The organism is Pelagihabitans pacificus, from assembly GCF_009371985.2.
Lineage (GTDB): Bacteria > Bacteroidota > Bacteroidia > Flavobacteriales > Flavobacteriaceae > Pelagihabitans > Pelagihabitans pacificus.
In genome coordinates, this window is the sequence record NZ_VIKU02000002.1 from 271,390 (window position 1) to 286,263 (window position 14,874).

Genomic DNA, 14,874 nt, shown 5'->3' on the forward strand with positions numbered 1-14,874 from the left:
AATTTTTTTGTCTAGGACCAATTTTAAAATCACACTATATGAATGAAGTAGAAATTAAGGATAACAGTTTCTTGCGCCAATTTGAAACGAAGGTTAACGGACATTTAGCTAAAATTGAATATTCTTCGCAGGAGCGAAAGGTCTTCTTGACAAAGTTGGTAATTCCTGACGAAATTGAGCAAGAAACCTTTAAGGAAGATTTCATCAAGTCGGTACTACACCACATTCAGGACAAAAATCTACGCGTGGTCCCTACCAGTCCGCAAATAGCCGGATTTCTAAGAAAAAATAGACAGTACAAGGAAATGTTACCGGTTGGTATAAGAATCTAACCAGCCTCCAAAAAAGTTAAAACCTCCCATCGTGGAGGTTTTTTTGTGAAAATACGTGGTGGGTGCCCTTCTTATACCTCAACTCCCTTCTTAACGAACTCGAAACGGACCAGGCCGTCTTCATCTATTTTTGTTAATTCCACCTGATGTAAGGTGTTGACAAGATTTGGGTTCCAAGGTGCTTTTACTTTGACATAATTCTCCGTAAACCCGTTTATATATCCCTCTTTATTTTCTCCCTCAAAAAGTACAGTTCGAACCGTTCCCAATTGACTTTCATAGAAAGCCCTCCTCTTTTTAACCGACAATCCCCGTAACATCTTACTTCGTTGGCTCCTTATTCTTTTGGGAACCGTACCAGCCATAGTCGCCGCCGCCGTGTTGTCGCGTTCCGAGTAGGTAAAGACATGCAAATAGGAAATATCGATTTCGTTCAAAAAATGATAGGTTTTCAAAAATTCGTCATCGGTCTCCCCAGGAAAACCTACAATGACGTCTACACCAATACAGGCATGGGGCATTACCGATTTAATCCGCCGAACACGATCGACATACAAATCGGTCATATAACGTCTGCGCATTCGCTTTAGGATCACATCGCTTCCGCTTTGTAAGGGAATATGGAAATGCGGCACAAAAGAATCACTTTTTGATACAAAATCGATGGTTTCGTTTTTTAAGAGATTCGGTTCGATGGATGAAATACGTAACCGTTGAATTCCTTCCACCCCATCCAGTGCCTTGACTAAATCCAAAAACGTATGTTCGTGCCTTTTATTTCCAAACTCCCCTTTTCCGTAATCCCCGATATTAACGCCTGTTAGCACAATTTCCTTGATTCCTTGGGATGAAATTTCCGCGGCATTTTTTAGTGCATTTCCCAAGGTGTCACTTCTGGAGATACCGCGTGCCAATGGAATGGTACAATAGGTACATTTATAATCACAGCCATCCTGGACCTTTAAGAATGCCCTGGTACGATCACCGATGGCATAACTACCCACATAAAAATCAGCTTCCTCGATTTCACAGGAGTGCACCTCCCCAAAATCGTTCTTGGTGAGATCGTTGATATAATCGGTAATCTTGAATTTTTCGGTGGCGCCCAACACCAAATCGACCCCGTTGACTGCGGCCAATTCCTGTGGTTTCAGCTGCGCATAACAACCTATCGCAGCCACAAAAGCTTCGGGATTTCTCTTTTGCGCCTGTTTTACGATTGTCTTGAACCGCTTATCGGCGTTCTCGGTGACCGAACAGGTATTGATTACGTACATATCGGCATGCTCTGAAAAGTCGACCCGTTCAAAACCCTCCTCCTGAAAGCCCCTTGCGATCGTCGAGGTTTCGGAAAAGTTGAGTTTGCATCCCAAGGTGTAAAAGGCCACTCTTTTTTTCATACGGACTGAAATCTAATTTTGGGATTGCAAATATAGGGCAGTAATTCAAGTTCCACTAATTTCCTATTCCAAGTTCTTCATTATCAACCCGAAACGCAGGGCGGATTACCGGCATGGGCTTTCAATACTTTCTCCAGCTCTTGGTAAGTTCGAACACATGTTCCAGAATACGAGCTTCCGTTTCATCGAAAGTTACCCCTCTACGCGCCATCATGACTTTGGCGGTTTCGAAAGCTTTAGACGTAGGATATACCGAAAAACCGGACGCTCCGCCCCAACTAAAGCTTGGAACAAAATTTCTGGGAAATCCCGGTACATAGATATTGCAATTTACTCCAATGACCGTTCCCGTATTGAACATCGTATTGATAGCGGTCTTGCTGTGATCACCCATCATCAAACCACAAAACTGCAGCCCCGTTTGCTCGAAGCTTTCGGTGGCATAGTTCCACAATCGCACCTTGGCGTAGTTATTCTTTAGGTTGGAGTTGTTACTGTCAGCGCCGATATTACACCATTCCCCGAGCACTGCATTTCCCAAATAACCTTCATGCCCCTTGCTAGAGTACCCGAAAATAACCGAATTGCTTATTTCGCCGCAAACCTTACCGTAGGGACCAACGGTGGTAGGTCCGTATATCTTGGCCCCCATTTTAACCACTCCGTTGTTACAGAGTGCAAATCCCCCGCGAATAAGGTTACCTTCCCAAACCTGGGAATCTTTTCCCAGGTAGATAGGGCCTTCCGTGGCGTTTAGGATGCTATGTTCCACCGTGGCGCCTTCCTCCAAAAAAATATTCTCAGGATGTATCAATCGGTTGGTATTCGAAATCGGGGCACTTTTGCGTCCCCTGGTCAATAGGTCGAAATCGGCCTGAAGCGCTTCCCCATTCTTGGAGAAAATGTCCCATGTATTTACAATACGGAGTATATCCCCCTCGAACTCGATTTGTTCGTAGAAAGAAAAGTCAACTTCCTCCTGTGTATCTTTTGTATGGAATGCTATGACCTCTTCCCCCTGAAAAATAGCCTCGTTCGCCTTCAATTTCTTCACTGAGGTCGCCAGGGTCGGATTCGGAAGAAAGGAAGCGTTGATCAATACGTTTTCGGACATTTCGACCATGGGATACTTTTCGGACAGATACTCCTCGGTAATGGTGGTTGTGGTGTTTCCCAAATACTTTTCCCATTTCTCCCGAATGGTCATAATCCCAATTCGAATATCGGCCACCGGTCTAGTAAAGGTAAAAGGCAACAGATTGTTCCTCACAGGTCCGTCAAAAAGAATATAGTTCATGTATTTGGATATTTTGCGACAAAAATAGGCAATATCAAAAAGTTGATTCCAAGAATTGGATGAATTGGAAGATAAATCTGGCTGTAACGCTCAAACTACCCATGTATCATTCATGTGCCACCAAGGAAACGGCATAAAAAAAGCGCCTTCGAAGTTCGAAAGCGCTTTCAATATCGTTAAGGACATTTTATTCTTCCTCTTTACCGGCATCGGCCTCCTTGGCTTTTGCAGCAGCCGGTTTCTTGAACTTATCGTATTTGCTTTTGAACTTGTCGATACGGCCGGCGGTATCCAAGAATTTGGCTTTTCCGGTATAGAACGGGTGGGACGTTCTGGAAATTTCCAACTTCACCAACGGATACTCCACTCCTTCGACCGTTAAGGTCTCTTTTGTTTCCGCGGTCGACTTGGTTATAAAGACGTCATCATTCGACATATCCTTAAAGGCAACCAATCTATAATTTTCTGGGTGAATCCCTTTTTTCATTGTATTTACACTTTTACGCACCCATTCCAACAGGCACTATTTAGGCGTGCAAATATAAGGAATTTTCGGAAATGCGCAATTTTAATGTCCAAAAAAAGTGAAACAAAATTCCGTATCTTTAATCGTAACAATTTACTTGTTTAAACAACTAACCGATTAAATAATCAAAACAATCTCAACGATGGAAGAAATTCAACCAAAAACCGGAAAATTTGCTTTGAACTTTGGCGTTATTCTCGGTGCCCTAAGTATCGTATTTGCCCTGATGCTCTATTCTATGGATATGCAATACGAGCAAGGGTGGGGCATCTTTCTGGTAAATGTATTCATTATGGCAGCGGTCATCGTAATCGGAATTATTCAATTTAAAAAAGCGAACGAGGGTTTTTTGACGCTGACCGAAGGAATTAAGGTAGGAATCGGGATTGCCCTGGTCGCCGCCATTATCGGGGTCGTTTATCAACAAATATTCATGAACCTCATCGAACCTGACTTTTTGGAAAATATACTCCAAGTAAGAAAAGCCGAAATGATTGCCCAGAATCCAAATATGACCCAGGAGCAAATAGCGAATGCAGAAGAAATGATGAAGAAATTTTCAGGACCTGGTATAAGTGCAGCCATTGCCTTGATAGGTGGTCTTTTTATAGGACTCGTAATTTCTTTGATTTCTAGTCTGATCCTAAAAAAACAAAGACCTACTTATTAGTAACAAAATTGTACTTTTGAACAGATTTTCAGAAGTACCGCATGAACCTGTCGATTGTCATCCCCTTGCTTAACGAAGAGGAATCCCTTAAAGAACTGCATGATTGGATTGTTGGTGTCATGCAAGCCAAAGGTTATACCTATGAGATTCTTTTTATAGACGATGGCAGCTCCGACGGTTCCTGGGATATGATCTCTGAACTTGCCGCCGAAAATACTTCGGTAAAAGGTATTCGTTTTCAGCGAAATTTTGGGAAATCACAGGCCTTGCATGCAGGATTCAAAGCCGCCCAGGGCGATGTAATCATCACGATGGATGCCGATTTGCAGGACAATCCGGAAGAAATACCGGAGTTGTACCGGATGATCAAGGATGAGGGATACGATTTGGTATCGGGATGGAAAAAAAAGCGCTTCGATTCGGTTATTTTTAAAAATATACCCTCAAAACTATTCAACTGGGCAGCAAGACAAACGTCGGGTGTAAGACTGAACGACTTTAATTGCGGATTGAAAGCCTATCGAAAAAATGTGGTCAAGACCATCGAGGTATCGGGAGAGATGCATCGCTATATTCCTGTCCTAGCCAAGAGTGCCGGCTTCTCGAATATAGGGGAAAAGGTGGTGCGACACCAAGCACGTAAATATGGAAAGACTAAATTTGGCATGGAACGATTCATAAATGGTTTTTTAGACCTGATTACCATTTGGTTCGTCTCCAAATTCGGAAAACAACCGATGCATCTATTCGGGGCGCTTGGCGTATTGATGTTCATTATAGGTTTTGGTTTTGCCCTCTACTTGGGAATCGACAAACTCTTCATTCATCCGACAGGACGGCTGATCACCGACCGTCCCCAGTTCTTTATAGCACTGACGGCCATGATCATCGGAACCCAATTATTTTTAGCAGGATTCCTAGGGGAGATATTGATACGTTCCAAGAAAGATAAGGCGCACTACACCATAGAGAAAACGCTGAACGATTAGCGTTTTAGGGTGAAGTGTCCCGTTACCACCCTACCCTCTGCCAAGCTTAGTTTGTACCAATAATCCGCCGATGGCATTTCCATACCGCGAAACGTTCCGTCCCAACCCGGCAATGTTGCATCAAATGAGGTCAGAAGTCTTCCATAACGATCGAAAATCGACATCTGAAAATTCGGGAAAAACTCCGTATTTGACAGTGTCCATACATCGTTGAACCCGTCGTTGTTGGGGGTAAAGAATGGGGCGGTGCCCCCTACCACGATTGTTTCGGTCCTTTCTGTGCATTCGTCACTGATGACCACCCTGTAAAGGCCTGGTTGGACATCTGTGAAAGTATTTGATTCCTGAAAGGTACTGCCATCATCCAAGGAAAAGCGAATATTGGATATCTCTTCACCGCTTATAACGATGGTGACCGTGTTGTCCCGTCTAAAATCGTTTACCACAATTTTGTCCAGATTTATCTCAGGGCTTTGCCGAACGGTAAAGGATTGGGTATACTGGCAGGCCCCCGAGCCAAAGGTAACTTCATAGATACCGGGCATGTTGACCGTGATATTTTGGAATGATTCCCCAGAGGACCATATATAGGTGTCAAAACCTTCCGGTGCAATTAGCGCTGCCCTGGAATTGCAAAGAAATACCGTCGGTTGCTCCTCAAATTCCGGTGGCTGTATAAGGTCCAGATCAATTCTTCCTATAAAGTCACATCCTCCGTTATCCTCGATTCTAAAGTAAAAAACCACCTCTTCACGAATATCAAACTTTGTTGGTTCCCTGGTAACCGGCTCTATTTCCAGAATTGCACTTTCGTTTGTTTTAAAAAGTTGAACGCTGCCCCCTCCGAATTCGTTTTCGAGTAAATCAAATGCTGCATTCGTATCGACTTCAACGAAAAAACCACCGCTATTAGTAATACATACCGGGACGATATCATACAAGCCTAAATCTGATGATGAATTGACAGAAAGTACAATCTCTACAATAGAATAACATTCGGCGTTTTCAAAAGCCCTTGCGTAGATGACCTGTCCGTTTACCAAATTGCGATAGCCCATAGGGTTCAATTGATTCATGTTGGCCTGGGCATCCGCTATTGTCTCAAAAAAAAGCGCACTAATATCCTGGTTTCCATTATTAAAAATAGCAATTGCCTCATTCAGATTGAAGTCTGCAAAACCATCTTCCTGGCCATCGGCGTCGCACTGAACGAGGTCGACCCGGGTAGCTACTTGCGGAACTTCCGCAATCTCCACAAATTCGGTGAACGTTCTCATGGAACCGTTTTGATAGGTAACCTCCATTTCCACCGTGAAGACCCCAAAAGATGAGAAAACATGGCTAGGACTTAGTTCCGTCGAGGTATTGGCGGTACCTGAGGCAGGGTCATCAAAATTCCATCGAATGCCGCTTACGGGTCCGGTAGAATCTGTTGTGAAGGTGGTAAGATCACCCTCACAAAAGTTTTCGATGGTAACAATCGTTTCAAAAAAGGATTGTATAAAGGGCGGCAATCCATAGGAGGCGGTGCGATCGCCCAAATCAATTGAAAATTCCCTAAAATCGCAGTTGATACCCCCTAAGTTAGGGGTGCGTATCACCGATAGTCTTTCGTTGGGAACGGCGTGATATATTTTCTTGTCGATAGCAAGTTGCAAAGCACCGGAAATAACCCCGACGCGCCCTCCTTCGTATGTGTTTACCAAATAAACGGACCCAGGAATATCGGTTGCCTCCAAATCGAATTGTACAACTTCCAAATTTCCCATATCGTTAGCACCGCGAATAGCAAGACCACTTGCATAAAGTTTTGAGGAATCGGAAGAAAACTCCACCCCATAATACACCCTATCACCATTCAAAAGCCTTGGGGTACTCACTGTTCCTGTTGTACTATCAAAATCGTAAAGAAAGAGATTTCCCTGATTAACAGGTTTAACGGTGGTATGGGCGATGGCCAATTTTGTACCGTCCGGAGAAATTTTGATACTTCCCCTGAAATTCTCATAATTGCTAATATTCGGGCCAACACGGGAAATTACCGGTTGTAGGTTCACACCATTGCCGTCAACCCTGTAAGCATAAAAACGATCTTGATAATGGGTCAGCACCCAATAAAAATCACCTTCAAAATTGCGTACCGCAGTTACATTCTCAGCAGCGCTTTCCAAGAGGTCTACGTTTTTTACGGTAACGGTACCACGACCGGCATCACCTGCCATATCGATAACCGAAAAATTAAATCCGTTCGATTGGGTAACTCCCGATGGTGCCTCACCCGTACCGAGTCCGTATGCCAACACATCATCGGGTGTAAAAACATAGTAGATATTTTGCAGCACAGGATTGGGTACCACCAACGCGGATTGAGAGGTCGAAAAACTTCCTTTTAGTCCATCGCCGTTCTGCATCGGTTGATGAAATCGGTTCCAAAGGGTTTTTCCGTCTGTATAAAAAAGGAGATTCCCCTCTTGATCGGAAAAGCTTTCACAGCCCTCCAAGGTCTCCACTTGCCCATTAAAAAGTGGCACAGGGGCGCCCGAGTTAAAGTCTAGGCCTGCATTATTCCCGAAATACCAGTTGGCCGCCTCCCGTTGCCCGAGAACGGGCAAGGCGCATATACAAAACAGGAACAGCAACAAGAATCGCATTCGCACAAGATATGGTAAATGGTCGATAAGTAAAAATAATTACAAAATACGAAAGATTAAAGGATAAAAGTGACCGCTTATCGGCGTTTCGTGCTTAATGAAAACTTTCGAATTTCATCTTTGTTTCAATTTTCTAACGTAATTTTGGGCTTACCAAAAAATTCCCATGGATACCATTTTAGATACCGCCAAAAGTTGGTTGACCGATTTTTTCGATTCGGAAACCAAAAAAGAAATCGAAAATCTCATTGCAGGCAATACCGAAGAACTCGAAGATAGGTTTTACAAGGATATGGAATTTGGTACAGGCGGGATGCGCGGGGTAATGGGTGTCGGTACCAATCGCATAAACAAATACACTTTGGGAAAAAGCACCCAGGGACTCAGCAACTATCTCAATAAAGTGTATGAAGGGGAGGATATCAAAGTAGTCATTGCCTACGATTGCCGTCATAACAGCGATACCTTGGCCAGAACCGTGGCGGAAGTATTTTCGGCGAACGGTATCAAGGTATTTTTGTTCTCGGAGCTGCGCACCACCCCTGAGCTATCGTTCGCCGTACGGTATTTGGGTTGTCATGCCGGTGTTGTATTGACCGCTTCGCATAATCCGCCCGAATACAATGGTTACAAGGTATATTGGACGGATGGCGGACAAATTGTACCCCCCCAGGACAGGGAAATCATTGCGGAAATTAATTCACTGTCGTACGAAGATACTAATTTCAACGCCAATGAAAGTCTTATAGAGCTGATCGACAAGGAATTGGATGAGGCCTTTATCTCGGCTTCGGTCGCCAACGGCAATTTTGATGCCCAAGGGAAAGATGAATTCAAGATTGTTTTTACCTCCTTACATGGGACATCGATAACCGCTATTCCCGAAGTATTGAAAAGGGCCGGGTATAGGAATGTGACCATCATCGAGGAACAGTCCAAACCGGATGGAAACTTCCCTACCGTCGAATCACCGAATCCCGAAGAAACAGAAGCGCTATCCATGGCAGTCAAAAAAGCCGAGGAAATCGGTGCGGATATGGTAGTCGGAACCGATCCCGATAGCGACCGTTTGGGAGTCGCAGTACGAAACCTTGAGGGTAAGATGGAAATCCTCAACGGAAACCAGACCATGGTGCTGATGACCAAGTTTCTCCTGGAAAAACGAAAAGAAAGAGGTTTCAAGGGGAACGAGTTCATTGCGACCACCATTGTTTCCACCCCCATGATGGAAGTTATGGCCGATGCCTATGGCGTGGAATTCAAAACCGCCCTGACCGGTTTTAAATGGATCGGCAAGATGATCAAGGATTTTCCCCAATCCCAATTTATCGGAGGCGGCGAGGAAAGCTTCGGATATATGGTCGGGGATTTTGTAAGGGACAAAGACGCTGTGACCTCGACCCTGCTCGCCTGCGAGATTGCCTCCCAAGCGAAGGCCAATGGAGGTTCTATGTACAAAGATTTGATCGATTGCTATGTCGACTACGGGTTTTATAAGGAAGAACTTATTTCCATCACGAAAAAAGGAATGAGTGGTGCGGAGGAAATCAAACAGATGTTGAAAGACTTCAAGGAAAATCCGGTGGTATCGGTGGCGGGTTCCAAGGTGAAATACATCGAGGATTATAACGTCTCAACCATAAAAAATGTCCTGACAGGGGAAGAAAAACCCATCGATATTCCTAAAAGCAACGTCCTTATCTACGAAACCGAGGACGGAACGCGAATAGCGGCAAGACCCAGTGGCACGGAGCCTAAGGTGAAATTCTATATTAGCACCAACGCCCCATTGCCACGGGCCGAAGACTTCCAAAGAGTAGCTGCCGATTTAGATCATAAAATAGCGCAGATCCTTAGCGAACTGAAATTGTCTTAATGGAATATTTCAAGAAAATCCTTCGCTTTGCGAAACCCTACAGCAAATACGGTTATCTGAATATTTTTTTCAACGTGCTTTACGCTTTGTTCAGTGCACTGTCCTTTGCCGCGCTGATGCCCATGTTGAATGTTCTTTTCGAGAAAGACAAACAACTTTTCGAGCCACCCGCCTATCAAGGATTGGGGAAATTAAAAGACTATTTCATGGATTACATGAATTATCAGGTAACCCAGTTCGCCGCTGATGATAAAATGAAGGGTCTCATATTGGTTATTGGTTTGGTGCTTGTCCTGTTTTTATTAAAGAACCTGTTCAATTACCTTGCGATGTATTTCATTACTTTTCTTCGCAACGGTGTTTTAAAGGATATCAGAAATGCCCTTTACGGAAAGATAACAGATTTACCTATTTCATTTTATTCCGAAAAAAGAAAGGGGGATGTCATCGCCAGGATCACCTCGGATGTCTTGGAGATTCAGCATTCCTTCCTGTCGATCTTGGAGTTGATTGTACGGGAGCCGCTCACCATACTCTTCACAATTATCGTAATGTTCTTGATCAGTGCAAAACTGACCATTTTCGTTTTTATCTTCATTCCTGTTTCCGGGGCGATTATTTCCTGGATCGGGAAATCGCTTAAAAGGCAATCGGATAACGTTCAACGTGAACAAGGGGAGTTTCTATCGATTGTCGAAGAAACCCTTGGCGGCCTACGGGTAATCAAATCTTTTAATTCCGAATCAAGGTTTTACAAAGTTTTTTCGGCCTCTACGGACCGATTTTTTAAATTTAGCAATAGCTTGCTGAACCGTCAAAACTTGGCTTCTCCCTCCGGTGAGTTTTTGGGGATATTGACCATCGGCGTATTGCTATGGTTCGGGGGGAAAATGGTTTTGGTCGACAAAACACTCGATGCTGCTTCTTTCATTGCCTACATGGGACTTGCCTATGGTGTTCTGACCCCGGCGAAATCAATTAGTAAAGCGTCTTACGGGGTGAAAAAAGGAAATGCTGCCGCAGAAAGGGTTTTGGAAATATTGGAGACCGAAAACCCGATTTCGGAAATCGAAAATGCCATTGAAAAACTTGACTTTGATTCCGAAATCAAATTGAGGGATGTCTCATTTAAATATGAGGAAGAATATGTACTTCGTAATTTCAACCTTACGGTGCCCAAAGGTGATACGGTGGCACTGGTCGGGCAATCAGGAAGCGGAAAAAGCACCATCGCGAATCTAGTTACCCGTTTCTATGATGTAAATGATGGCCATATCGAAATCGACGGTGTAGATGTTAAAAGTATGACCAAAAGATCTCTCCGAAACCTAATGGGATTGGTAACCCAAGACTCCATTCTGTTCAACGATACAGTACGGAACAATATCAGTTTAGGAAAGGAAAATGCTACGGACGAAGACATCATCGAGGCGGCGAAAATCGCTAATGCCCATGATTTCATTCAAGAATTGCCTAATGGTTACAAGACCAATATTGGGGATAGTGGTAATAAACTAAGCGGTGGACAGAAACAACGTTTATCCATCGCCCGGGCCGTACTTAAAAACCCTCCCATCATGATATTGGACGAAGCTACTTCAGCGCTGGATACCGAAAGTGAGCGTTTGGTACAGGATGCCCTTGAAAATATGATGCGCAATCGTACTTCCATCGTAATCGCCCACCGCCTGTCTACCATTCAGAACGCGAATACTATAATAGTGCTACAAAAAGGGGTCATCGTAGAGCAGGGATCCCATCCCGAGTTGTTAGCTAAAAATGGAGTGTATAAGAAATTGGTCGAGATGCAGTCACTAACGTAGGCCTCTATGGTTGGCAAGTGGATTTCCTACTTTGTGCTAGCTTCTTTCCGTGCTACCGGTTCGGGTGATTCAAAAAAAGATTAAACCTTTTGCTAACTTTAACGTCAAAGAATCGAATTCAAGCAGAGACCTATTGCTGACCGAGGAAACCTTAATTGACCAGTTAAAAGACCGGAAGACCCAATCCCAGGCCTTTGAGGTGTTGGTTGATACCTATCAGAAAAGGTTGTATTGGCATATCCGTAGGATTGTGTTAGATCATGACGATGCCGACGACGTTTTACAAAATACGTTCATTAAGGTTTATAGAAATATCGAAGGGTTCAAAGGGGAAAGTAAGCTATACTCGTGGATGTATCGCATCGCTACCAATGAATCGCTTAATTTTTTAAGAAACAAATCGAAAAAGCTAGGGCTCAGTGATGGGGAATTGCAAGATCGAATGATAGACAATCTGGAGGCCGATGTATACTTTGAGGGAGAAGCCATACAGTTAAAATTGCAGAAAGCGATTGCTACGCTTCCCGAGAAACAGAAGTTGGTTTTCAACATGAAATATTTTGAGGAGCTGAAATATGAGGAAATTTCCGAAATTTTGGAGACTACGGTAGGTGGACTAAAAGCTTCCTATCATTTGGCGGCAAAAAAGATTGAAGCATTTTTAAAATCAGGGTGATAACCCTTTTGGAGATTTGAAAAAGTCAAACCAAAACCATGAAAGAACTGAACAATTTAAAGAAAAAAGACGGCTTTAAGACCCCGGAAGGCTATTTCGAAGGCTTTCACGAGCGGTTAATCGCCAAAATGGAAACAGAGCCGGCCAATCTGCCCAAAGACGAAGGTTTTAAAGTGCCGGAAGCTTATTTTGACGGATTGAACAAAAACATCCAAGAAAAGCTTAAACAAGAAAAACCAAAGGTTGTAAAACTACAGGCGTATCGGAAATACTATTTTGCGGCCGCTTCCATCGCAGCGCTGTTAGTGGTACTGATCGCGTTAAATTGGAAGACCGAGAAATCGGTCACGTTTCAAGATATTGCCAGTTCGGACATCGATACGTATTTCGAAAACCACGAAATAGGGTTGAGCCCCTTTGAGATTGCAGAAGTGCTGCCATTGGAAAACCTTGAAATAAATGACTTATTGAAAAATCAAATCAAAGAAGAAAATATCGTCGACTATTTGGATGAGAACATCGATGATTTTGAAGAACTAAACCTTGAAGACAATGAAGTTTATTAAAACAATGGCCTTTATGGCTTTGTTCCTCACCTGTAACCTATTTTTTGCCCAGGACCGGCCAGGCAGGGACAAAATAAAGGCGCTGAAAGTTGCGTTCATAACAGAACGCATAGGTCTTACCAGCGGTGAAGCGCAACAATTTTGGCCAATTTACAACGAGCATGAAAAGGTGATGGAAGACCTGCGAATTACCGAACGTACCGAAATCAGGGCAAAACTTAGGAATTTGGATGCCGTTTCGGGTAACGAAGCCAACAAGCTTTTGGAACGTTTTCTGAACCTTGAGGCTGAAAAGCAAGCGGAAAACGAGAAGTTTATCAAAAAAGTGAACGAGCTATTAGCGGCAAAGAAAACAATTCTTCTCCTAAAAGCGGAAGAAGATTTTAAAAGGGAACTTATAAAACGATACCGGCAAAACAGGGGTGGACAGTGAAAATAAACCCTTGTTTCGACCAAATACAGAAAAAGAGGCTAAAAAGCCTCTTTTTTTATTAAACCCTAGGCCCAAATCAAAGTCAAAAAGATAGAAACAACCCCTGACCAAATCCAGGGCATTAAATTTAATCCTTATGAAAAGTTTAAAAGTAATTTTGGCATCATTGGTACTATTGGGAACCATCCTTTCAGTAAATGCCCAAAGAAGAGTAGTCAAAGTATATCCCAAACATGGAACCGTGGTTACCACTATACATAAACCTAAGGTGGTCATACATAAAAATGCCAGGTTTCATTTTGCCAATGGTGTATGGTACAAAGCACGAGGAAGAAAATATGTCGTTTGTGCCGCACCGCTAGGTATCACGGTGCGACACTTACCTAGGGGCAACAAAGTGGTTCATATCAATGGAAGAAAGTTGTACAAATACAAGGGTGTTTGGTACAAAAAGAAAGGACGTGGTTTTGTAGTGGTAACGGCGTAATGTATGTTATTATACCTCGTAGGGACTTTCCCGTTCTTTTCGGATGATAAAAATCGAGATGCCATATAGTTTTATAGCATCTCGTTTTTTTTATGAACAAGCAATCATGCTTATCTCCAAGTCAGTTTTGCGATTCGATTCTTACCGGCTGCGTAGGCAACCGAATCGTTTAAAAAACGAAAGGTGTAAAATGATTCGTCTGAGAGATGTGTCCATGACTTGCCCATATTACTGGAATAGTCTATTCCTTCAAAACCAAGCGCTATAATGCCCGTACCGTTGGTATTTGGTACAAACTGAACACAGCTACGATATCCGGGAGGATTCCCCTCGTTGATAGGATACCATGATTTACCACCATCTTTGGTCATTGCCTTATTGTTCCGTGAATTCCGTGGTCTGGTATAATCCCCTCCGAAGGCAATGCCTACATTCTCATCATAAAAATCAATGGAGTAGATTCCGGAAGTTGTTTGTTCCGCTTCAATGGGCGTATGCATTACTTCCCAAGTGTTTCCTTTATCCTTAGAGTATAAAACCCTCTTGGTGGTCGCGATCCATACTTGGTCACCTATGGTTTTGATATTGGTGTTACTGGCAGCAAAAGCCCCTTCCCCTTCGATGGCTTCCGGTAAGTCTGTACAGGGGATTTTTTGCCATGAATTTCCACCATCCCTTGTAATGATGATGCTCAAACATCCATCCACGCTGTCCCCTACCGCAACCCCTTCCTTGTCGTTCCAAAATGTCATGGCATCATAGAAAACGCCCTCTCCTTCTTCCATGTACACTAGGTCCATTCTTCCCTGCCCTCCTGTTTTGTATAGGAGCCCCGGATTACCGACCGAAAGCATAAAAAAATCGGTAGCGGTATGCGCAACAGCGCGAAACTCTGGAATTATGGTATGGTACTTTTTCTCATTTGTCCGCACCTTCCCGTCCTTTAGGTCAATTGCACCGAAGGTTCCTTTATTGGCGGCAAAAGCCAAGCTGTTTCCCATAATTTCAATCGCCCGGATACTGATGGAGTCTTCATACAGAATTTCAATTTGCACGGAAGTGAAAGGAGCTCTTTTTTCAGTAACGGAACACGAACAAATGCCCAGGAAAATCAAACAAAACAAAAAGCCACGCATCGTATAAAGTTT

Annotated in this window: 14 protein-coding genes; 9 read left to right on the top strand and 5 right to left on the bottom strand. The window is 43.4% G+C overall.

What is annotated here, in order from left to right:
- Window positions 1–38: 38 nt before the first annotated feature.
- Window positions 39–332 (top strand): GNAT family N-acetyltransferase, encoded by a 294-nt coding sequence (locus FK220_RS08630; RefSeq protein WP_152573912.1) that lies wholly within the window; start codon window positions 39–41, stop codon window positions 330–332.
- Between the two features lie 71 nt (window positions 333–403).
- Here the strand turns inward: FK220_RS08630 and mtaB are convergent, their stop codons facing one another.
- From mtaB to FK220_RS08645, 3 genes are all read right to left on the bottom strand, one after another.
- Window positions 404–1,732: a tRNA (N(6)-L-threonylcarbamoyladenosine(37)-C(2))-methylthiotransferase MtaB gene (gene mtaB / locus FK220_RS08635; protein WP_152573913.1), complete on the bottom strand. Its 1,329-nt coding sequence runs from the start codon at window positions 1,730–1,732 to the stop codon at window positions 404–406.
- A 121-nt stretch (window positions 1,733–1,853) separates the two neighbouring features.
- Window positions 1,854–3,029 carry a GlmU family protein gene (locus FK220_RS08640; protein ID WP_152573914.1) on the bottom strand — a complete coding sequence of 392 codons (1,176 nt, stop codon included), beginning with the start codon at window positions 3,027–3,029 and terminating at the stop codon, window positions 1,854–1,856.
- Between the two features lie 187 nt (window positions 3,030–3,216).
- Window positions 3,217–3,516 (bottom strand): type B 50S ribosomal protein L31, encoded by a 300-nt coding sequence (locus FK220_RS08645; RefSeq protein ID WP_152573915.1) that lies wholly within the window; start codon window positions 3,514–3,516, stop codon window positions 3,217–3,219.
- A gap of 181 nt (window positions 3,517–3,697) precedes the next feature.
- Between FK220_RS08645 and FK220_RS08650 the strand changes: the two genes are divergently transcribed.
- Together FK220_RS08650 and FK220_RS08655 are read left to right on the top strand one after the other, a co-directional pair.
- The gene (locus tag FK220_RS08650; RefSeq protein ID WP_152573916.1) at window positions 3,698–4,225 is read left to right on the top strand and encodes a DUF4199 domain-containing protein; all 528 of its coding nucleotides are present in this window, start codon (window positions 3,698–3,700) and stop codon (window positions 4,223–4,225) included.
- Between the two features lie 41 nt (window positions 4,226–4,266).
- On the top strand, window positions 4,267–5,214 hold the full coding sequence (locus FK220_RS08655; RefSeq protein WP_152573917.1) for a glycosyltransferase family 2 protein: 948 nt from the start codon (window positions 4,267–4,269) through the stop codon (window positions 5,212–5,214).
- Here FK220_RS08655 and FK220_RS08660 read toward each other — a convergent pair.
- Window positions 5,211–7,865, bottom strand: a complete 2,655-nt coding sequence (locus tag FK220_RS08660) for a T9SS type B sorting domain-containing protein (RefSeq protein WP_152573918.1) — start codon at window positions 7,863–7,865, stop codon at window positions 5,211–5,213. The two genes, FK220_RS08655 and FK220_RS08660, sit on opposite strands and share 4 nt — an antisense overlap.
- 166 nt (window positions 7,866–8,031) lie before the next feature.
- Between FK220_RS08660 and FK220_RS08665 the strand changes: the two genes are divergently transcribed.
- The 6 genes from FK220_RS08665 (at window position 8,032) to FK220_RS08690 (ending at window position 13,726) form a co-directional block, all read left to right on the top strand.
- Window positions 8,032–9,741 carry a phospho-sugar mutase gene (locus tag FK220_RS08665; protein ID WP_152573919.1) on the top strand — a complete coding sequence of 570 codons (1,710 nt, stop codon included), beginning with the start codon at window positions 8,032–8,034 and terminating at the stop codon, window positions 9,739–9,741.
- A complete protein-coding gene (locus tag FK220_RS08670; protein WP_152573920.1) occupies window positions 9,741–11,564 on the top strand; it encodes an ABC transporter ATP-binding protein in 1,824 nt (607 codons plus the stop codon). Before FK220_RS08665 ends, FK220_RS08670 begins: the two co-directional genes overlap by 1 nt.
- A gap of 133 nt (window positions 11,565–11,697) precedes the next feature.
- Entirely contained in the window at window positions 11,698–12,240 is a 543-nt protein-coding gene (locus FK220_RS08675; protein ID WP_152573921.1) for an RNA polymerase sigma factor, read from the top strand.
- A 38-nt stretch (window positions 12,241–12,278) separates the two neighbouring features.
- A complete protein-coding gene (locus FK220_RS08680) occupies window positions 12,279–12,806 on the top strand; it encodes a hypothetical protein (protein WP_238718957.1) in 528 nt (175 codons plus the stop codon).
- The gene (locus FK220_RS08685; RefSeq protein ID WP_238718958.1) at window positions 12,793–13,239 is read left to right on the top strand and encodes a hypothetical protein; all 447 of its coding nucleotides are present in this window, start codon (window positions 12,793–12,795) and stop codon (window positions 13,237–13,239) included. The genes FK220_RS08680 and FK220_RS08685 overlap by 14 nt, the downstream gene beginning before the upstream one ends.
- A gap of 136 nt (window positions 13,240–13,375) precedes the next feature.
- Entirely contained in the window at window positions 13,376–13,726 is a 351-nt protein-coding gene (locus tag FK220_RS08690; protein WP_152573923.1) for a DUF6515 family protein, read from the top strand.
- Window positions 13,727–13,836: 110 nt separating this feature from the next.
- Here the strand turns inward: FK220_RS08690 and FK220_RS08695 are convergent, their stop codons facing one another.
- On the bottom strand, window positions 13,837–14,862 hold the full coding sequence (locus FK220_RS08695; protein ID WP_152573924.1) for a WD40/YVTN/BNR-like repeat-containing protein: 1,026 nt from the start codon (window positions 14,860–14,862) through the stop codon (window positions 13,837–13,839).
- Window positions 14,863–14,874: the final 12 nt, after the last annotated feature.